The sequence below is a fragment of the Streptomyces sp. NPDC088124 genome (genome assembly GCF_040685895.1).
GTDB lineage: Bacteria > Actinomycetota > Actinomycetes > Streptomycetales > Streptomycetaceae > Streptomyces.
Map to the genome: position 1 here is coordinate 24694 of NZ_JBFBJB010000058.1, position 18839 is coordinate 43532.

An 18839-nucleotide genomic window follows, 5' to 3' on the forward strand; every position below is an offset into this window, starting at 1 on the left:
GGGTCGTGCCGTCGTCAGCCGGAAGTCGCCACCGGGGGCGGAAAGGTTGGCGGGGGCGCTTGAGGTGCGGCCCGGCGCGGGGTCATTCCTCCGCGTCGCGGACCAGGAGCGCGATCTGCACGCGGTTCTCGACCGCCAGCTTGCTGAACAGGTTGCCGGTGTGCGCCTTGACGGTGGCGACGCTGATCCGCAGCCTCCGGGCGATGTCCGGGTTGGCCAGTCCGTCCGCGATGGCCCGAGCGGTTTCGCGTTCTCGTACGGTCAGTTCGGACAGCTTTTTCCGCGCGGTCTCGCGGGATGAGCCGCGAGCGTGGGGTGAGCGCGGACCGGTGGCCGCGGCGATCACCGTTGCCGTGGCCGCCGGGGACAGCGCGGGGTTGCCGCCCGCGACGCTCCGCACCGCGTCGAGGAACCGTGCCGGCTGGGTGTCCTTGAGGACGAATCCGAGGGCGCCGGCCTCCAGCGCGCCGAGCACGAGATCGTCGGAGTCGAAGGTGGTCAGGACGAGCACCCGGGGCGGCGCCGGCCGGGCGAGGATCTCCCGGGTCGCGCTGAGACCGTCACGGCCGGGCATCCGTACGTCCATCAGCACGACGTCCGGCCGCTGCTCGTCCACCACGGTGATCGCGGCGTCCCCGTCCGCGGCCTCCGCGACGACGGTCAGGTCCGGTTCGCCGTCGATGATGAGCCGCAGCACCATGCGTACCAGCTGGTCGTCGTCGACGACGACGACCCGCACCGGCTCCCGTTCGCTGTCCACTCAGGTTCCCTTCTCGTGGGCAGGGTCCGGCCAGGGTAGTTGTGCGCTGAGCACATACCCGTTGTCGGACGTGGGGTGATGGGAGAGTTGTCCGCCGACGAGGCCGACGCGTTCGGTGAGGCCGAGCAGGCCGAATCCCGATGCCGGTGGCCGCGGGCTCTCCGTGGTGGCCGAGGCTGTGGCCGCCAAGGCTGTGGCCGCTGAGGAATTGCGGACGCTGACGTCCAGTCCGTCGCCCGCCGTTCCTTCGAGAGTGATGTGGACGGGTGCGCCCGGGGCGTGTTTGGCGGCGTTGGTCAGTCCTTCCTGGACGATCCGGTAACAGGTCCGTCCGACGACGTCGGACGGCTTTCCCGTCACGGCGGTCGTGAGCGTGACGTCCAGTCCGGAGGCACGGGCTTCGGCCGCGAGTGCGGGTATCCGGTCGAGGGAGGGCTGCGGTGGTTCCGGGCGGCCCGGGTCGGCCCGGAGCACACCGAGAACGTCCCGTAGCTCTTCCAGTGCCTGCTGGGAGCCGTCGGCGATACCGCGGATCAGCACGCGGTTCTCCTCGGCGGTGAGGTCGCCGCGGTGGTCCAGCGCTCCGGCCTGCATGGCGACCAGGGAGATCCGGTGCGCGAGCACGTCGTGCATCTCGCGGGCGATCCGGTTCCGTTCCCGGGCCCGTGCCTGCGCCGCACGTGCCGTCTGCTCCCGTTCCGCGCTCTCCGCCCGGTCCCGCAGCGACCGTACTTCGGCCCGGCGCGCGCCGACGGCCATGCCCACGGCCGCCGCGATGCCCGCGGTCAGCGCCGGGAACACGACCAGGGCCCACCACAAGTCGGGCGGGGTCTCGACCGGGTGGAGCACGGCGGCGAACTGCGACGCGATCACGTAGGCCAGCCCGACGGCGCCGATCTCCACCGGGCGGCGACGGGTGGAGATCGAGCACAGCGCCACGAGCGCGGCGCCGGTGGCCAGTGCCGACATGGTCGAGGCGACCGAGACCGTCATGGCGACGGCGAGCGGGAACCGCCGGCGCCACAGAAGCGCCGCCAGGCAGCCGAGCGCCACCAGTGGATCACCGATGAGGAGCCAGGAGTTCGACTCGCCCGTCTGCCGGTACAGCAGCACACCGCTGGGGAGCCAGACGGCCACGCCCACCGCCGTGGCCGCCGCCAGCCGCCAGGCCTGCTCCCACCACGCGAGCCGTGGCGCACCGTCCCTGTTCACCGGGCCAGTATCGCGAAACGGGGGTGGCCGGTGCGCCGGACCAAGGGCTGACGTGCCCTGACCAAAGTCGCGTCTTCGCCTCGACCGTGGTCGACGTCGGTCGGGCCGCTGGGCTGATGTGCCGGCCGCGCCGCGCGGACAGACTCGTTCTCGCCGCGCACGCGTTCGGTCCACACCGCTCCGCCTCGGCCCCGTAACTCCGTCCGGAACGACGTGCCGACCCCCAGGAACGGCCGGCCGCCGGGCCGCCCCGCCGCCGGGCCGCCCCGCCGCCCGCCCGTACCGGCGCCCCCGCGCGCCCCTCAGGAGGACACCCGATGAACAGAACCCTGTCCCTCGCCCTCGCCGCCCTCACGGTGGCGGCGACCGCGATCCCGGGAGTGTCGGTGGCGGCGACGCCGGACACCGTACGGTGGGGCCCGTGCCCGGAGGGCGTCGCCGGGCCCCGCCTCCAGTGCTCGACGCTCGAAGTCCCGCTGGACTACCGGGATCCCGACGGCCGGCAGATAGAGATCGCGATCTCCCGGCTGGCGAGCGAGAAACCGGCCCAGCGCCGAGGCGTACTGCTGACCAATCCCGGCGGCCCCGGCGGCGCGGGGCTCGACTACCCGGCCGTTCTCGCCGCCTCGGGGCTGCCGCGGGAGGTGCTGGACGCCTACGACGTGATCGGCTTCGACCCGCGTGGGGTCGGCCGCAGCGCGCCGGTGACCTGCGATCTGACGCCGGAGCAGCAGGCGCGGGGCTACGCCCGGTACGCGTACACCGATGCCGATGTGGTCGAGGAGGTGGGGCCCGCCCGGGCCGTCGCCGAACAGTGCGCCACGTCGAGCACGGCGGGGATGCTGCCGCACACCACCACCCCGAACACCGCGCGCGACATGGACCGGATCCGGGCGGCACTGGGCGAGCCGAAGCTCTCGTACCTCGGGCACTCCTACGGCACCTACCTCGGCGCGGTGTACACGACGATGTTCCCCGGGCGCGGCGACCGGATCGTGCTCGACAGCAACCTGGGCCCCGGCGGTTACGACGTCACGGCCATGCGGACGTTCGCCCGTGGGCTGGAGGACCGGTTCCCGGACTTCGCGGCGTACGCGGCCGCCCGTCCCGAGTACGGTCTGGGCACCACACCGCAGCAGGTGACCGCGGAGTTCTTCGATCTCGCGAAGCGGCTGGACGAGAAGCCGGTCCAGGGCATGGACGGAACGGCGTTCCGCTGGGCCACGTTCCAGTACCTCTACAGCGACCTGACCATGCGCCTGCTGGCCGCCACCTGGCAAGCGCTCGACAACGACCGGCCGCTGCCGCCCCCACTGCCGGCGACGGAGAACCTGGAGAACAGCCTGGCCTCCCGCCTGTACGTGGTCTGCGGTGATTCCCGCTGGCCGGGGACGGTCCGGGAGTATCAGAAGAACGTCCGGACCGACCGGGTGCGCTACCCCATGCTGGGCGGGTCCTCGGCCAGCGTCAGTCCGTGCGCGTTCTGGCCGACCGAGCGGGTCGAGGCGCCCGTACGCATCGGTGACCGGGGCCCGTCGAACGTGCTCATGGTGCAGAACGAACGCGACCCGGGGACGCCGCTGGCCGGAGCCCAGGAGCTGCGGCGGGCGTTCGGCAAGCGGGCCACGATGGTGACGGCCGACCAAGGAGGGCACGGGGTCTATCCGTTCGGCGCCAACACGTGCGCGAACGACGCGGTGACGGCGTTCCTGACCGCCGGGCAGCGCCCGTCGAAGGACCTCGCCTGCGCGGCGGAGCCGAGCGAGTAGCACTGGCCGCTCGACGACGGCGCGGGCGGCTGACGGCGCTTCCGGTCGTGCGCGGTCAGCCGGCCGCGTACGGGGTGAAGGCGGCCCAGGCGGCGGGGGTGAGGGTGAGGGTGGGGCCGGTGGGGTTCTTGGAGTCGCGGATGTGGATGGCGTGGGGGCAGGGGGCGACCTCGACGCAGGCACCGCCCTGTTCGGTGCTGTAGCTGGACTTGTGCCAGTCGTAGGCGACTTCGAGGCAGACGCCGCCCTCGTCGTCACTGTAACTGGACTTGAACCACTTGAGGCCGGTGTTCATAGCTCTCCCAGGAGACGGTCCAGCAGGTCGATGGAGTCTTCAGTATTGAGGGCCTGTGTTCGCAGCATCGCATACTTGCGTGCCATGGTGGACACGTCGTCAGGGTCGGAGAACCAATGGCTGCCCCGCTGCGATTCCGCGTAGGCGAGGTGTTGGTGGTCGGACGTTTCCAGGAGGAGAAAGGGGCCGCTGACACCGGCGTGGGATGCCCGGTCGAGAGGAAGGAACTGGAGCGACAGACCAGGGAGTTCGGCGCAGGTGCGCAGATGTTCCAGTTGGTCGCGGTGGACCTTCGGGCCGCCGAGTGGGAATCGGAGCACCGGTTCCCAGATCACGAAGCTGAGCGTTGGCGGGACCCGGCGATGAAGGATCTCCTGACGTTCGACGCGGGCGGCGGTCTTGGTCTCAATCTCGTCCTCGCTGAAGGCGGGGACACGTCCCTGGAACAATGCCCTTGCGTAGGGCGTGGTCTGGAGGAGCCCGCTCACCACATTGTTGTCGTAGGAAGACAGCGAAATCGCCTCGCGCTCGTGGTCCATGTATTGCTCGGACCACATGGGGTAGAGATCAATCTCCGGCAAGTTTTTGAGTCCCACCGACAACGCGCCTTTGGTGTCGAGCAGTTCGTCCAGCATTTTGGCCAGATCCGGCTTGAGGGGACGTCTCCCTCCCTCGATCGAGCGGATCGTCTCCTCATCGACAATGACGAGTCCGGCAAGCGACTTCTGAGTGTGCCCCGCCGCCCTGCGGAACACCCCCACCTGGGCGCCCAGCATCTTCATCGCGGATGCGTTCTTCCTGTTCGGACGGCTCCTGGGGTTCATGTCATCCAACTCCCCGCGTACATCGGCATCTGATCCGCTTCGATCGGTACGAGTGGTTCGTACCGCACCACGCACTGTGCCGGCGTAGTCACGTTCGGCAACATTCGGATCGTGAATGCGACAACTCGCCATTGCGTGATGAGGGAGCGGTTCTTCCGCCGCGATCGCCGGTCCGTCCCCGCGGCCAGGAAGTTCGCCCACTGGGCCCTGACCGACTGGGCCTTGACCGAGGGGTTCCGCTTCGAGGACGTGTTGCTCTGCGTGAGCGAAGTTTCAACCAACGCCCTGCTGCACGGCGTTCCGCCCGGCCGGGGCTTCCGGCTCTTCCTGCGGTACGACGGTGCCGTGCTCCGCGCCGAGGTGCACGACAGCGGGCCCGGTGTGCCGCGTGTGGTGGAGTCGGCGGACGGGGAGGGCGGGCGCGGGCTGCTGCTCGTGGCGGCGTACGCGGACCGGTGGGGGGTGAGTGAACGGCGGCCCGGCAAGGTCGTGTGGTGCGAGTTCGACGTCGGGCGGGACGAGCTCGACGCCGCTGCGCCTCCCGTGCTCCGGGAATGTGCCGGGGGCGGGTGACCGCCGTGCCAGGTAGGTCGTTGCAGTGGTTGCCGGGGTGAATCCGGTGTGGACCACGCTGGCAAGGCGGTCGTGCGGTTGCGGTGGCATCGGGTTCTGGTGTGCGTGTCCAGTGGCGTGCTGGTGGTCGGACTCGGCCTTCTGTGCCTGCTGAGAAGTGTTTCGGAGGCGGCCAACGCCGCGACCGTGCTTGGTTCCGCCGGCGTGGTCGCGTTGTTCGTGGAGTGGGCCCGCCGTCGGAGCCGGACGCAGAGCACCTCGGACCAGGTGGACGAGGCGGCGAGGGCGCTGGCGCGGCTGGTCGGCCGGCAGTGGGAGGAGGAGGCGGTGTTACGGCAGCTGTTCGACCCGGCGCCCCTCCCGGTGACATGGTCCGACTGCCCGGAGGCCGGTGTGGCAGACCACCGGGAACTGGTGGGCGACCCCATCACCTGGTACGTGGACCATCCGGACTCCCTGGCGCGGGACTTCAGGGGGCTGCGACGCCGCCGGCTCGTGGCGGTCGGACCGGCGGGCTCGGGCAAGAGCACCTTCGCGGTGCTGCTGACGCTCGGGTTGCTGCGCTCCCCCGAGGAAGGCGACCCGGTTCCGGTGCTGCTCTCGCTCGCCTCCTTCGATCCTGGCCGGGAGGCCCCGGCGGAGTGGCTCCGGCGCAGGATCACTTCGGACTACCCGACGCTGGCCGATGCCGAGGCGTACGGGCCGAGCGTCGTGCGGGACCTGTTGGCCGAAGGCCGGATCCTGCCCGTACTGGACGGCCTGGACGAACTCCCGGCCTCCGGCCACCGAGCGGTGCTTGCCGCCCTGAACCGTGCCTATCCGGCGGGCGCGCCGCTGGTGCTGACGTGTCGTACCGAAAGTTACGTCGCTGCCGTGACCGAGGCGGGGGTGCTGGCAGGCGCCGCCGTGATCGCTCCCGCGCCGGTGCGCCATGCCGACGCGGCCGCCCTGCTGCGGCTGGCCGCGTCGCCCGGCCGGGGCCAGGAGCGTTGGACGATCCTCGTCGACCACCTGGCCCGTCACCCCGAAGGTCCGGCGGCCCGGGCGCTGGCCAGCCCGCTGATGGTCGCCCTGGTCCGCTCCGTCTACGCGGACGCCTCCCCCGGCACCGGCGCCGATCCGGCCGAGCTCACCGAGTCCACCCGCTTCCCCACCGCGGCCGCCATCGAGCATCACCTCTTGGACTCCTTGGTCCCCACCCTCTACGGGCGCGCGAGCAGCACCGAGCCCGGCACCCGCCGCTGGGACCCGGGCCGCGCCCGCCGCCACCTCAGCTGCCTCGCCCGGTATCTGAACGGGCAGAGCACCTATGACCTGGCCTGGTGGCGGCTGTACCACGCGGTACCGGCCTTGGCCTCGACCTGGAGCCGGGCACTCCTGTGGAGCCTGCCGATCGCGATGGTGGGCGGCCTGCGGATCCTGCGGGTCTCGGCCGAAGAACGCGGCCACGGGCTGACGGACAACACGCTGCTGCTCGCCGTGGAATACGCCTCGATCTTCGCCCTCACCTTCTTCGGCATGCAGTGCGTGGCGTCGGCGCTGCCGCGCCAGGACACCGCCGCGGCCTGGATCACCGCCCTGTACGGGACACTGACCGCCTCCGCGGTGATTTTTGTCTGGTACACAACGGTGAGTGACAAGAGCTTCGTCGACGCGGCTCTCACCTCGCTGTACGACACCATCGGTGGAACCTTCGCGTTCTTTGTCGTCCTGCTCACCACCGGCCCTCCGGTGCCGCCGCAAGCACCCAGCCGAGCCGCCTTCAACGTCCGGCACTGGCGCCGTCGGCTGCCCCGTGCCATCGCCCGCGCTGTCGGCGTGGCCCTTGTCTTCGTCCTGGTACTCCACGTCTACTGGCTGGCGGAGGGCAGGAACCGGCCACCGGTCGCCGCCATGGGCGTGAGCCTTCTGATCGGTCTGTTCTTCGGCACAGGACTGGCCGCCCTTCAGTGGACCAGGAGCGCGGTGACCGTCCAGGACATCGCCTCCCCCCGGTCGTCGATCCGGGGCGACCGGGGCGTCACGCTGCTGCAGGGCGCCTATGTCGCACTGTTGACGAGCATCCATACCGCCGCCGTGAACATCTTCTTCGTCCTGTCCGAACCACCCAGCCTTGCCGCGGTCATGGAGGAAGCCATGAGACCGCGTTACGTCTCCCTCGGCCTGTTCGGAATGATCCTGGCCCTGGCCGCCTCCGCGTGGCCGCACTACCTCACGGCCCGACTCGTGCTGGCCGCCGACGGTGGCCTGCCGTGGCGGCTGCAGGCATTCCTCGCCGACGCCCGCCGCCTCGGAGTGCTCCGTCAGGTCGGTCCCGTCCACCAGTTCCGCCATGCCCGCCTTCAGCACCACCTCGCCGGTGTTCCCGAACTCCCCCGTCCGCGCCCACGCCCGGAACCGTCCGGCACCGTCCCGGCACCGACCGACCCTCACTGACGGTGAGCCGGATCCGCCGCGACCGCCGGTCCGTCCCCGCGGCCAGGAAGTTCGCCCACCGGGCGATGTGCGCGGGCTGATCAGTCGGTCGCCGTCAGGGCCGCGTGCGCGGTGGTGAGGATCTCCTCGGAGAGCGGGGAACCCTTGGTGGCCCTGGCCAGGACGAGTGCGCCGAGCATGGTGCACAGCCGGGTGATGCCGTCCTGGTCCTCGGTGGCGAGCGACTCGGCGAAGGCGCTCACGCCCTCGGTGTAGACGCGGCGGGCCTCGCCGTCCCCGGGGGCGCGGGTCATGTCGGTGGCGAGCGCGGCGACGGGGCAGCCGTCTGCCGCGCTGTCGCGGTGTTCGACGGAGAGGTAGCTGTCGACCAGTGCCCGCTGGGCGGCGTCGCGCTGCCCGGCGTGCTGCTGAAGTCCGTCGTGGTGGAGCCGGGCGAGCTCGCCGAACGCGTGGGCGGTGGCTTCGTCGACGAGCGCCTCTTTCGAGGCGAACTGCTTGTAGAAGCCGCCGTGGGTCAGGCCGGACGCCTTCATCAGGTCGGCGACGCTCACGTGGGTGCCCTGCTCCCGGAACAGCCGGGAGGCGGTTTCCACGACCCGCCGGCGGTTCTCCTCCGCCTGTGCCTGCGATACGCGGCCCATCGGCCACCTCCCGTTGGATGCTCTTTGGATGTCGACTGGCATCTATTCTAGGCCAGGGGTTAGATTGTGAGCGTAATCTAATTTGGTCGCGGGCCGCTCGGCGGGTCCCGTCACGCAGGGAGTGGTCATGGAACTGAAGAACGCGGTCGCGGTGGTCACCGGCGCCAACCGGGGGCTCGGGCGGCAGCTGGCCGCCCAGCTCGTGGAGCGTGGAGCGACGGTGTACGCGGCGGCCCGCCGCCCCGAGACGGTGGACCTGCCCGGCGTCACCCCGCTGCGGCTGGACGTGACGGACGGGGAGTCGGTCCGGGCCGCCGCACGCGCCGCGTCCGACGCGACACTGCTGGTGAACAACGCGGGTATCTCCACCGCCACGCCGCTGATGGCGGGTGGCCTGGACGCCGTGCGCCTGGAGATGGAGACGAACTTCTTCGGCCCGCTCGCCGTGACGCGAGCCTTCGCCCCCGTCATCGAGCGCAACGGCGGCGGCGCCGTACTCAACGTCCTGTCCGTGCTGTCCTGGCTGCACCCCGCCGGCCTCGGCTCCTACGCCGCGGCCAAGGCGGCGGCATGGGCGCTGACCGACGCGACCCGGGAGGAACTGGCGCCCCGCGGCATCACTGTCTCGGCGCTGCACGTCGCATACATGGACACCGACATGGCCGCGTCCGTCCCCGCCGAGCAGAAGAGCGACCCCGCCGAGGTCGCCGCACAGGCCCTGGACGGCATCGAGACGGGGCTGCCCGAGATCCTCGCCGACGAGATCACCCGGCAGGTCAGGCAGGGCCTGGCCGCCCCGGTGGCCTGACGCGCGGAGGCGGGCCGGGGTCGGTCCCCGGCTGCGGGGCGGAGCGCCTCGGGGGCGCGTGTGGAGATGCCGGAGCCTGCCTCCACGTAATTACTTGGCCAGCCACATAATTGGTGCTACTTTTATGTGGCTAGCCACGGAAAGTGGCCGGCGCGGCATCCCACCTGAGGAGACCACCGTCATGAAGGCCATTGTTTTCGACACGTTCGGCGGCACCGAGGTTCTGCACGAGGCCGAGATCGACATCCCCCGGCCCGGCCCCGGCCAGGTCCGTGTGCGGGTATGGGCCGTCGGCGTCAACCCGGTCGACGGCAAGATCCGCTCCGGTGGGATGGAGGCGATCTTCCCCACCACGCTGCCCGCCGTGCCCGGCGGGGAGATCGCCGGTGTGGTCGACGCCGTCGGTGACGGCGTCGACCACCTGAAGGTGGGGGACGAGGTCCTCGGCTGGTCCGACACCGGCTCCTACGCCCAGTACGCCCTGGCACCCGCGGCCGTCCTCGCGCCCAAGCCGGCCGGCCTGGAGTGGACGAACGCCGCGGCCCTGCCCGTGGCGAGCGACGGCGCGGAACGCGTGCTGGATCTGCTCGACGTCACCTCGGGCGAGACGCTGCTGATCCACGGGGCGTCCGGCGCGCTCGGCACCATCGCCGTCCAGCTCGCCGTCGCACGCGGCGCCCGTGTCATCGGCACCGCAGGACCGGCCAACCAGGAGTACGTCACCTCGCTCGGCGCGACCGCGCTGGTCTACGGGGACAACCTGGTCCAGCGGGTCCGCGAACTCGCCCCCGGCGGGGTGGACGCCGTCTTCGACGCCGCGGGCAAGGGCGCGCTGGAGGACTCCATCACCCTGCGCGGCGGCACCGACCGGATCGTCACCACCGCGGACTTCCGGGCCGCCGAACTCGGAATCGTCTTCGCCGAGGGTCCGCAGCGCCGCTCCGCGGCCCGGCTGGCCGAACTGGCCCGGCAGGCCGCCGACGGCACACTGGTGACCACGATCAGCGCCACCTACCCGCTGGCGGAGGCGGCGAAGGCGCAGCAGGCCAGCGACGGCGGCCACAACCGCGGCAAAATCGTGCTCACCGTCAACTGACCGATCACCCCACTCTTGTGACCAGGGAGCAGCGATGCCCGACACCACCTCATCGGAAGTGCCGGACACGGCGCGTGACGGGCGATTGAGTTACGCCATCTTCCAGCTCGCCCGTGCCCACCGCGGCCACGCCGCCGCCATGCTGCGCGCCCTGAACCTGCACCCGGGACAGGAACTGCTGCTGATGCAGCTCTTCGACCGCGACGGCCGGACGCAGGCGGAACTTCTGGAGCGGGCCGGCCTCGACCACTCCACCGTCTCCAAGTCACTGCGCCGCATGCAGGAGGCCGGACTGCTCACCCGGGAGCCCGCTCCGCACGACCGGCGGGTCATGGTGGTCCACCTCACCGATGCCGGCCGGGCCCTGCGGGAGCCCATCGCGGACATGTGGCGCACCCTGGAGCAGATTTCCGTACGCGATCTGACCCCTGACCAGATCGAGATGTTCACCGCGTGTGCGCGGACCGTCGAGAAGTCGGTCAGGGACCACGGCCGGCAGGCCTCCGGCGGGTGAATCCGACCCGGGCCGGGGGCCGTTCCCCCTGCCGGGCGTACCCAGCAGCCCCACGCGGCGCCGGCGGGCGCAGAGTGGGGCTATGGGGCAGCGTGGGTTCGACCGGTTCAAGGTGGCGGCGGCGCTCTGCCTGCCGGGGCTTCTCCTCGTGACGTGCGACGCTCCCGCACGTGACCGGTCGGCCCCGCCCCGCAATGAAGCGCGGGCCCGGCCCGCGGGGGCGCAGAGGCCGCCCGTGGTGGAGCGGCGGGCGTGGCGGGCGGACGAGACGGCCGTACGGGAGAAACCGCTGTACACCGGGCCGGTACAGGCTGTGTTCGTCCACCACACACTGCACTCGAACAAGTACGACTGCGCGACGGACGTGCCCGCCATGCTGCTGTCCATGGAGCGGCACCACATCAACCGCATGGGGTGGGCCGACCTCGGCTACAACTTCGTCGTTGACCGCTGCGGAACGATCTACGAGGGACGCGCGGGCGGTGTCGACCGGGCGGTCAAGGGGGCGCACACGATCGGCTTCAACGAGCGCAGCGTCGGTATCGCCGCCCTCGGCCACTTCGAGAAGGGCGAGCCCGTCCCCGCGCCGATGCTCCGGGCCCTGGCGACGGTGGCGGCCTGGAAACTGGGGCCCGGGGCCGACCCGGAGGGGCGGACACGGCTGGTCTCCAGCAGCGACGACAGCCGGCATCCGGAGGGCACGCCGGTGGAGGTGAACGTGATCTCGGGCCACCGCGACGAGTTCGACACCACCTGCCCCGGCGACGCCCTGTACGAGGCGCTGCCCCGGCTGCGCGAGGAGACGGCCCGTATACGGCAGGGAAGGGCCCCGGTGGGTCCCGCAGGAGCGCGCGGGGCGCGGTAAATCGGTCGCCCGCCGGTCTCCTTCTTCCTAGTCTGCGTCGATGATGGATTTCGGACGTGCGGACCGGGCCGGGCGCCGCGTCGTACTGCGGGACGTGGACGACGAGAACTGGCGCGCGGTCGCGGACACGGCGCCCCTGGACGATCAGCGCGACTACGTTCCCGCCCTGGCGGCCCGCTATCTGCTGCTGTCGGCGCGCGAGGGCGTGTGGAACTCCCTCGCGGCGTGCGCGGACGACACGGTCGTGGGCCATGTCATGTGGGGCCGCGACGAGGACGACGGCTCGTACTGGATCGGCGGCATGCTGATCGACGGCCCGGAACAGGGCAAGGGCGTCGGGCGGGCCGTGGCACGGACCCTGATGGCCTGGCTGGCGGCCCGGGAGGACTGCCGGGTGCTCCGGCTGTCGTACCACCCGGACAACACCGTTGCCCGCGATCTCTGCACGTCGCTGGGGTTCCGGCCGACGGAGACCGTCGAGGGGGACGAAGTGGTCGCCTGGCTGCCGGCGCAGGAGGCCGCGGCGACGGGGGAGGGCTGAGTGCGCGGTCGACCCGGGCGAAGGCGTCACGCCACGCGGACGTGAGGAGCCCCGCCCGGGCCGGCCGGTCGGCGTCCTACAGGCGCTCGGGGGCCTTGATGCCCAGGAGTGCCAGGCCCTGCTTGAGGGTGCGGGCGGTGATGTCGCAGAGGAAGAGGCGGTTCTCCACCAGCTCGGCCGGGTTCTCGTCGCTCAGGACGTGGCACTGGTCGTAGAACGTCGTGAACAGCGACGAGAGCTGGTACAGGTACGCGGCCAGCTTGTGCGGCTCGTACGACGACGCCACCTCCGCGAGGACCTCGCCGAACTGGTCCACGTGCAGGCCGAGCGCCCGCTCCGCCGGGGCCAGGGGCAGCTCCGGGTGCGCGGCGGGGACCGCGTCGCCCGCCTTGCGGAGGATGGAGCGGATCCGGGCGTGCGCGTACTGGATGTAGACGGACGTGTCGCCGTTGAGCGAGACCATCTGGTCCAGGTCGAACTTGTAGTCCCGGGCGGCCGATGTCGACAGGTCGGCGTACTTCACCGCGCCGATGCCGACCTGCTTGCCGTTCGTGACGATCTCGTCCTCCGAGAGACCGATCTTCTCGGACTTCTCCCGGACGACCGCCGTCGCCCGGTCGACCGCCTCGTCGAGCAGGTCCACCAGCCGCACCGTCTCGCCCTCACGGGTCTTGAACGGCTTGCCGTCCCTGCCCAGGACCGTGCCGAAGGCCAGCTGGACGGCCTTCACGTCGTCGTTCAGCCAGCCGGCCCGGCGGGCCGTCTCGAAGACCATCCTGAAGTGCAGCGACTGCCGGGCGTCCACCACGTACAGCAGGGTCGACGCGGACAGGTTGCCCACCCGGTCGCGGACCGCGGAGAGGTCCGTCGCCGCGTAGCCGTAGCCGCCGTTCGACTTCTTGACGATCAGGGGGACCTGGTTGCCGTCCGGGCCCTTCACGTCGTCGAAGAAGACGCAGAGCGCGCCCTCGGAGCGGACCGCCACCCCGGACTCCTCCAGGAGCCGGCAGGTCTCCTCCAGCATGTCGTTGTAGCCGGACTCGCCGACGATGTCGGCGTCCCGGATCTCCATGTCGAGCTGGTCGAAGACCGAGTAGAAGTAGATCTTCGACTCGTCGACGAAGCGCTGCCAGAGCGCCAGCGTCTCCTTGTCCCCGGCCTGGAGCTCCACCACCCGGTCCCGGGAGCGCGCCTTGAACTCCTCGTCGGAGTCGAAGAGCGCCCGCGATGCCTTGTAGAGGCGGTTCAGGTTGGACATCGCGGTCTCGCCGTCCGCCCCGGGCGACGGGGCGGCGGCCTCGTGGTCCAGCTCGTGCGGGTGCTCGATCAGGTACTGGATGAGCATGCCGAACTGGGTGCCCCAGTCGCCGATGTGGTGGCGCCGTACCACCCGCTCGCCCGTGAACTCCAGGATCTCGACCATCGCCGCGCCGATCACCGCCGAGCGCAGGTGCCCGACGTGCATCTCCTTCGCCACGTTCGGCTGCGCGTAGTCGATCACCGTCGTCCCGGGCCGCTCCGCGTACGGGACGCCGAGCCGGTCGTCCGCCGCGCGGGCCGCCAGGGTCTCGATGATCGCCCGGTCCGCGACGGTGATGTTGAGGAAGCCGGGGCCCGAGACCTCGATCTCCTCGATCAGGCCGGGCGCGGCGAGCGCCGACACCACCTGGGTCGCCAGCTCTCTGGGGTTGCCCTTGAGCTTCTTCGCGAGCGCCAAAATGCCGTTGGCCTGGTAGTCGGCCCGGTCGCTGCGTCGCAGCAACGGATCGGCGGAACCGGCCTCCGGCAGGGCAGCCGAGAGGGCGTCCGCGATGCGCTGATCGACGGTCGAGGCGAGGGAGGTGACCGGGGCCATGGGGTGGGTGCCGTTCCTGTCGGGGATCGGGGAGGGTGTGCTCTCCGGGTGAGCCGCCGCGGGGAAGTCCGTCAGGAGTCCGTCAGGAAATCTGTCAGGAATCTGTCAGGGGGTCCTCGCGAAGTCCTCCCAGTATCCCATGGGGCAACAAGCCATTTTCGCTCTGTCGGTGGTACCTGGGAGAATGACGTACGAGATCGTTCGAGCGTATGAGGAAAGAAGAAGGACGTGCCGATCGTGGCTCAGAGCACCGAGACCGACTGGGTCTCCCGTTTCGCGGACGAGGTCATCGCCGAGGCGGAGCGACGTGCGCCCGGCACGAAACCACTCGTCGTCGTCGCGTCCGGGCTCTCGCCCTCGGGCCCGATCCACTTGGGCAACCTGCGCGAGGTCATGACCCCGCACCTGGTCGCGGACGAGATCCGCCGGCGGGGGTACGAGGTCAGGCACCTGATCTCCTGGGACGACTACGACCGCTACCGCAAGGTGCCCGCGGGCGTTCCGGGTACGGACACCTCCTGGTCCGAGCACATCGGCAAGCCCCTGACCTCGGTGCCCGCGCCGGCCGGGTCGGCGTATCCGAACTGGGCCGAGCACTTCAAGGCCGCCATGACCGAGTCGCTGGCCGAGATGGGCGTCACGTACGAGGGGATCAGCCAGACCGAGCAGTACACCTCGGGCGTGTACCGCGAGCAGATCCTGCACGCGATGAGGCACCGGGCGGACATCGACGCGATCCTCGACCGGTACCGGACCAAGGACAAGCCGAAGACCTCGCAGCAGCAGGGACAGAAGCAGGGACAGAAGAAGGTCGAGGAGGCGGAGCTCGAAGCCGCCGAGGGCTCCGGCGCCGCCGCCGAGGACGACGGCAGCGGCGGCTCGGCCGGGTACTTCCCGTACAAGCCGTACTGCGGCGGCTGCGGCAAGGACCTGACGACCGTCACCGCGTACGACGACGCGACGACGGAGCTCACGTACACCTGCGCGGAGTGCGGCTTCTCCGAGACGGTCGCGCTCAGCGAGTTCAACCGGGGCAAGCTGGTCTGGAAGGTCGACTGGCCGATGCGCTGGGCCTACGAGGGCGTGGTCTTCGAGCCGTCCGGTGTGGACCACTCCTCGCCGGGGTCCTCCTTCGTCGTCGGCGGGCAGATCGTGCGCGAGATCTTCGGCGGTGTGCAGCCGATCGGCCCGATGTACGCCTTCGTCGGGATCTCCGGGATGGCGAAGATGTCGTCCAGCAAGGGCGGCGTGCCCACCCCGGCCGACGCGCTGAAGATCATGGAGGCGCCGCTGCTGCGCTGGCTGTACGCGCGTCGTCGGCCGAACCAGTCGTTCAAGATCGCCTTCGACCAGGAGATCCAGCGGCTGTACGACGAGTGGGACGCCCTGGAGCGCAAGGTCGCCGACGGCTCGGTCCTGCCGGCCGACGCCGCCGCGTACGCGCGGGCGACGACCACGGCCACGGGTGAGCTGCCGCGCACGCCGCGCCCGCTGCCGTACCGGACCCTCGCCTCGGTCGTGGACATCACGGCCGGCGCCGAGGAGCAGACCCTGCGCATCCTGAGCGAGCTGGACCCGGAGCACCCGCTGTCCTCGCTGGCGGAGGCGCGCCCCCGGCTCGACCGCGCGGAGAACTGGATCACCAGCCAGGTGCCGGCCGAGGCGCGCACGATCGTGCGCGCCGAGCCGGACGCGGAGCTGCTGGGCTCGCTCGACGAGGAGGGGCGCGAGTCGCTGCGGCGGCTGCTCGAAGGGCTGGACAGCCACTGGTCGCTGGACGGGCTGACGACGCTCGTCTACGGCGTGCCGAAGGTGATGGCGGGGCTGGAGCCGGACGCCAAGCCGACGCCCGAGCTGAAGGTCGCCCAGCGGGCGTTCTTCGCGCTGCTGTACCGGCTGCTGGTGAGCCGGGAGACCGGGCCGCGGCTGCCCACGCTGCTGCTGGCGGTGGGGGCGGACCGGGTGCGGAAGCTGCTCGGCGGCTGAGGAGCACGTGGCACGGCGGGCGGAGGGCTCTGCTTCGGACGGGTGACCGTCGGGGGAGGGCCCTCCGCCCGGCCCGTTACGGCTGCGGGTCCGCCATGTCGTCCGGGCGGTCGAGACGGTCCAGGCGGTCCAGGCGGTCGCGCTGGGACGGGGAGAGACGGAGGTCCGCGGCCGCCAGGTTCTCCTCCAGGTGGTCGGTCCTGGCGGTGCCCGGGATCGGGAGGACGACCGGCGCGTGGCCGAGGAGCCAGGCGAGCGAGACCTGGGTGGGCGTGGCGCCGAGTTCGGCCGCCACCGCGGCGATCTCGGCCCGTTCCCCCGCGGCGCCCGCCGCGACGGGCCGCCACGGCAGGAACGCGATGCCCGCCGCGGCGCAGGCCGCCAGGACGGGCTCGTGCTCGCGGTCCAGCAGGTTGTAGCGGTTCTGCACGCTCGCGATGTCGACGATCTCCCGCGCCCGGTCGAGTTCCGCGACGGTGATCTCGGAGAGCCCGATCCGGCCGATCTTGCCTTCGGCCCGCAGCTCCCGCAACGTCCCGATCTGGTCGGCGAGCGGCGTCGCGGGATCGATCCGGTGGAGCTGGAGCAGCTCGATCCGCTCGACGCGCAGCCGGCGCAGGGCCCGCTCGACCTGTGCGCGCAGGACGGCGGGCCGGCCGTCGAGCCCCCACTCGCCCGAGTCCGCCGAGCGCTCGACGCCCACCTTCGTGGTGACGGTCAGCCCGTCCGGGTAGGGGTGCAGGGCCTCGACGAGGAGTTCCTCGTTGGCCCCGCCGCCGTAGAGGTACGCGGTGTCGATCAGCGTGACGCCCAGCTCGACCGCCCGCCGGGCGACGGCGACCGCTCGCGCACGGTCGGCGGCGGGCTCGGTCGGCAGGTGCATGGCACCGAATCCGAGCCTCCGTACGAGCAGATCGCCACTGATACGGAAGGTCGACGAGGGCGTGGGCACGGGGCGGCTCTCCTGACGTGGTCGGCTTGCGCGGACGCTTCTCTCAGGCGCTGAACTCGCTGTCCAGTTCCGACTGGTACCGGAGACCGAAGTCCTTGAGGTAGGTCTTGAGCGAGTTCTCGCTCAGCGGGTTCCCGCCGCGCCCTGTGATGCCGTACAGGTCCATCAGATAGATGGCGAACTGGCGGGCGTTGGGGAAGCCGCCGTACTCGTTGGTGTACTTGCGGAAGGCGCTGAAGAACGCCTCCTCGCGGGACATGTCGTCGGGCAGACCGGAGACGGGCTGGTCCTCGGCCGCTTCCTCGGGCCGGCCCTGGCTCTGGCCCTGGTCCTGCGGCGGGGACTGCGGGTCGGGGTACTGCGACTGCGACGCCTGCCCCGGGATGCCGCCCAGGGGACGGCGGCTGCGGCCGGGCGCGGGCGCGGGGCCGCCGTCGGGGGTGCCCTCGGGGCCGGAGGGGACCATCACCGGGGTGGGCTCAAGGCCCTCGATGTAGGTGGGGTTGTACGCGCCCTCGTACGCGCCCTCCGGGACCTGCGGCGCCGCGAACCAGGGGCTCACCTGGGTGGTGGGAGAGGAAGCGGGAGCGGGGGCCTGGGGCTGCTGCTCCTGCTGTGGCTGCTGGGTCGACTGTTGCTGTTGCTGCTGCTGGTCCCACTGAGCCTGCTGCTGCTCCTGCTGCTCCTGCTGCACCTGCTGTTCCTGCTGCAGGTCTTGCTGGGGCTGCTTCCGCAGCCGCGCGGGCTCGACCGCCGGTATCTCCCGCTGCTGCTGCGGCTGTTCGAGCTCCTGGTACTGGTCCTGCTGCTGGTCCGCCGTCAGCTCGCCCTTGGCCTGCGGGAGTTCGGCCCGTACCGGAACCGGCTCAGGCGCGGGCGCCGGCGGCAGCAGCACCGGTTCGATCCCGGCCGCCGCCAGCCCCGAGTGGGCCGTGTCGGCGAGCGGTACGCCGTACTTCGCGAGCCGCAGCGGCATCAGGGCTTCGACGGGCGCCTTGCGCTTCCAGTTGCGGCCGAACCGGGCCTGGAGGCGCGACTGGTAGATGAGCCGGTCCTGTTCGAGCTTGATGACCTGCTCGTACGACCGCAGCTCCCACAGCTTCATCCGCCGCCACAGCATGAACGTCGGAATGGGCGAGAGCAGCCAGCGCGTCAGCCGTACGCCCTCCATGTGCTTGTCGGCGGTGATGTCCGCGATCCGGCCGACCGCGTGGCGCGCCGCCTCGACCGAGACGATGAAGAGGAGCGGGATGACCGCGTGCATCCCGACGCCGAGCGGGTCGGGCCAGGCCGCCGCGCCGTTGAACGCGATGGTGGCGGCGGTCAGCAGCCAGGCCGACTGGCGCAGCAGCGGGAAGGGGATCCGCATCCAGGTCAGGAGCAGGTCGAGCGCGAGCAGTACGCAGATGCCCGCGTCGATGCCGATCGGGAAGACCAGCGAGAACGCCCCGAAACCCTTGAGCTCGGCGAGTTCGCGTACGGCGGCGTAGGAGCCCGCGAAACCGATGGCGGCGATGATCACCGCTCCCGTGACGACGACCCCGATAAGTATCCGGTGCGTACGTGTCAGCTCCATCGCGGCCACCCGCGACCCCTCCCCGTTTCGGCATCAGGTACATGACGTCCTGACGTCATCTGGCGGGCACAGCCTGGCACATGTGTGCGGGAGGTGTGGCGTGGGGAGCGGGGAGCGGCCCTCCGGGGAGGGCCGC

General features: G+C 71.2%; 17 protein-coding genes. 9 read left to right on the top strand and 8 right to left on the bottom strand.

Annotated features, from left to right (window positions below):
- Positions 1-82: 82 nt before the first annotated feature.
- A complete protein-coding gene (locus AB0P17_RS34525) occupies positions 83-760 on the bottom strand; it encodes a response regulator transcription factor (RefSeq protein WP_365817345.1) in 678 nt (225 codons plus the stop codon).
- Positions 761-1972 (bottom strand): histidine kinase, encoded by a 1212-nt coding sequence (locus tag AB0P17_RS34530; protein ID WP_365817347.1) that lies wholly within the window; start codon positions 1970-1972, stop codon positions 761-763.
- 317 nt (positions 1973-2289) lie between these two features.
- Between AB0P17_RS34530 and AB0P17_RS34535 the strand changes: the two genes are divergently transcribed.
- On the top strand, positions 2290-3741 hold the full coding sequence (locus AB0P17_RS34535) for an alpha/beta hydrolase (protein ID WP_365817349.1): 1452 nt from the start codon (positions 2290-2292) through the stop codon (positions 3739-3741).
- Between the two features lie 55 nt (positions 3742-3796).
- Here the strand turns inward: AB0P17_RS34535 and AB0P17_RS34540 are convergent, their stop codons facing one another.
- Positions 3797-4036: a DUF397 domain-containing protein gene (locus AB0P17_RS34540; protein WP_365817351.1), complete on the bottom strand. Its 240-nt coding sequence runs from the start codon at positions 4034-4036 to the stop codon at positions 3797-3799.
- Positions 4033-4818 carry a helix-turn-helix transcriptional regulator gene (locus tag AB0P17_RS34545; RefSeq protein ID WP_365817353.1) on the bottom strand — a complete coding sequence of 262 codons (786 nt, stop codon included), beginning with the start codon at positions 4816-4818 and terminating at the stop codon, positions 4033-4035. The genes AB0P17_RS34540 and AB0P17_RS34545 overlap by 4 nt, the downstream gene beginning before the upstream one ends.
- Positions 4819-4998: 180 nt before the next feature.
- On the opposite strand from AB0P17_RS34545, the gene AB0P17_RS34550 reads away from it, so the two are divergent.
- Both AB0P17_RS34550 and AB0P17_RS34555 read left to right on the top strand, forming a co-directional pair.
- Positions 4999-5433: an ATP-binding protein gene (locus AB0P17_RS34550; protein ID WP_365817355.1), complete on the top strand. Its 435-nt coding sequence runs from the start codon at positions 4999-5001 to the stop codon at positions 5431-5433.
- A gap of 186 nt (positions 5434-5619) precedes the next feature.
- Positions 5620-7869 (top strand): NACHT domain-containing protein, encoded by a 2250-nt coding sequence (locus AB0P17_RS34555; protein ID WP_365817357.1) that lies wholly within the window; start codon positions 5620-5622, stop codon positions 7867-7869.
- Positions 7870-7949: 80 nt separating this feature from the next.
- Here AB0P17_RS34555 and AB0P17_RS34560 read toward each other — a convergent pair whose 3' ends face one another.
- Positions 7950-8510 carry a TetR/AcrR family transcriptional regulator gene (locus AB0P17_RS34560; protein ID WP_365817359.1) on the bottom strand — a complete coding sequence of 187 codons (561 nt, stop codon included), beginning with the start codon at positions 8508-8510 and terminating at the stop codon, positions 7950-7952.
- A gap of 127 nt (positions 8511-8637) precedes the next feature.
- Here AB0P17_RS34560 and AB0P17_RS34565 point away from each other — a divergent pair, with 127 nt between their 5' ends.
- The 5 genes from AB0P17_RS34565 (at position 8638) to AB0P17_RS34585 (ending at position 12334) form a co-directional block, all read left to right on the top strand.
- A complete protein-coding gene (locus AB0P17_RS34565) occupies positions 8638-9318 on the top strand; it encodes an SDR family oxidoreductase (RefSeq protein WP_365817361.1) in 681 nt (226 codons plus the stop codon).
- Positions 9319-9499: 181 nt separating this feature from the next.
- Positions 9500-10414, top strand: coding sequence for an NADP-dependent oxidoreductase (locus AB0P17_RS34570; protein ID WP_365817363.1), 915 nt, complete (start codon positions 9500-9502; stop codon positions 10412-10414).
- A 34-nt stretch (positions 10415-10448) separates the two neighbouring features.
- Positions 10449-10928: a MarR family transcriptional regulator gene (locus AB0P17_RS34575; RefSeq protein WP_365817365.1), complete on the top strand. Its 480-nt coding sequence runs from the start codon at positions 10449-10451 to the stop codon at positions 10926-10928.
- A gap of 82 nt (positions 10929-11010) precedes the next feature.
- Entirely contained in the window at positions 11011-11793 is a 783-nt protein-coding gene (locus AB0P17_RS34580) for an N-acetylmuramoyl-L-alanine amidase (protein ID WP_365817367.1), read from the top strand.
- Positions 11794-11833: 40 nt separating this feature from the next.
- Positions 11834-12334, top strand: a complete 501-nt coding sequence (locus tag AB0P17_RS34585; RefSeq protein WP_365817369.1) for a GNAT family N-acetyltransferase — start codon at positions 11834-11836, stop codon at positions 12332-12334.
- A 76-nt stretch (positions 12335-12410) separates the two neighbouring features.
- On the opposite strand, the gene argS is transcribed toward AB0P17_RS34585, so the two are convergent.
- Entirely contained in the window at positions 12411-14189 is a 1779-nt protein-coding gene (argS, locus tag AB0P17_RS34590; RefSeq protein ID WP_365817372.1) for an arginine--tRNA ligase, read from the bottom strand.
- A gap of 228 nt (positions 14190-14417) precedes the next feature.
- On the opposite strand from argS, the gene lysS reads away from it, so the two are divergent.
- Complete coding sequence (gene lysS / locus AB0P17_RS34595; protein ID WP_365817374.1) at positions 14418-16175, top strand: lysine--tRNA ligase; 1758 nt, start codon at positions 14418-14420, stop codon at positions 16173-16175.
- 76 nt (positions 16176-16251) lie between these two features.
- Here the strand turns inward: lysS and AB0P17_RS34600 are convergent, their stop codons facing one another.
- Entirely contained in the window at positions 16252-17127 is an 876-nt protein-coding gene (locus AB0P17_RS34600; protein ID WP_365817376.1) for an aldo/keto reductase, read from the bottom strand.
- A gap of 43 nt (positions 17128-17170) precedes the next feature.
- Positions 17171-18712, bottom strand: a complete 1542-nt coding sequence (locus tag AB0P17_RS34605) for a DUF2637 domain-containing protein (protein ID WP_365817378.1) — start codon at positions 18710-18712, stop codon at positions 17171-17173.
- Between the last annotated feature and the right edge of the window lie 127 nt (positions 18713-18839).

Coding starts and splice junctions, on each gene's coding strand:
- AB0P17_RS34545 (WP_365817353.1), bottom strand. CDS start 4,818: ATGAAGATGCTGGGCGCCCAGGTGGGGGTGTTCCGCAGGGCGGCGGGG.
- AB0P17_RS34580 (WP_365817367.1), top strand. CDS start 11,011: ATGGGGCAGCGTGGGTTCGACCGGTTCAAGGTGGCGGCGGCGCTCTGC.
- AB0P17_RS34560 (WP_365817359.1), bottom strand. CDS start 8,510: ATGGGCCGCGTATCGCAGGCACAGGCGGAGGAGAACCGCCGGCGGGTC.
- AB0P17_RS34585 (WP_365817369.1), top strand. CDS start 11,834: ATGATGGATTTCGGACGTGCGGACCGGGCCGGGCGCCGCGTCGTACTG.
- AB0P17_RS34570 (WP_365817363.1), top strand. CDS start 9,500: ATGAAGGCCATTGTTTTCGACACGTTCGGCGGCACCGAGGTTCTGCAC.
- AB0P17_RS34565 (WP_365817361.1), top strand. CDS start 8,638: ATGGAACTGAAGAACGCGGTCGCGGTGGTCACCGGCGCCAACCGGGGG.
- AB0P17_RS34540 (WP_365817351.1), bottom strand. CDS start 4,036: ATGAACACCGGCCTCAAGTGGTTCAAGTCCAGTTACAGTGACGACGAG.
- AB0P17_RS34575 (WP_365817365.1), top strand. CDS start 10,449: ATGCCCGACACCACCTCATCGGAAGTGCCGGACACGGCGCGTGACGGG.
- AB0P17_RS34535 (WP_365817349.1), top strand. CDS start 2,290: ATGAACAGAACCCTGTCCCTCGCCCTCGCCGCCCTCACGGTGGCGGCG.
- argS (WP_365817372.1), bottom strand. CDS start 14,189: ATGGCCCCGGTCACCTCCCTCGCCTCGACCGTCGATCAGCGCATCGCG.
- AB0P17_RS34550 (WP_365817355.1), top strand. CDS start 4,999: ATGAGGGAGCGGTTCTTCCGCCGCGATCGCCGGTCCGTCCCCGCGGCC.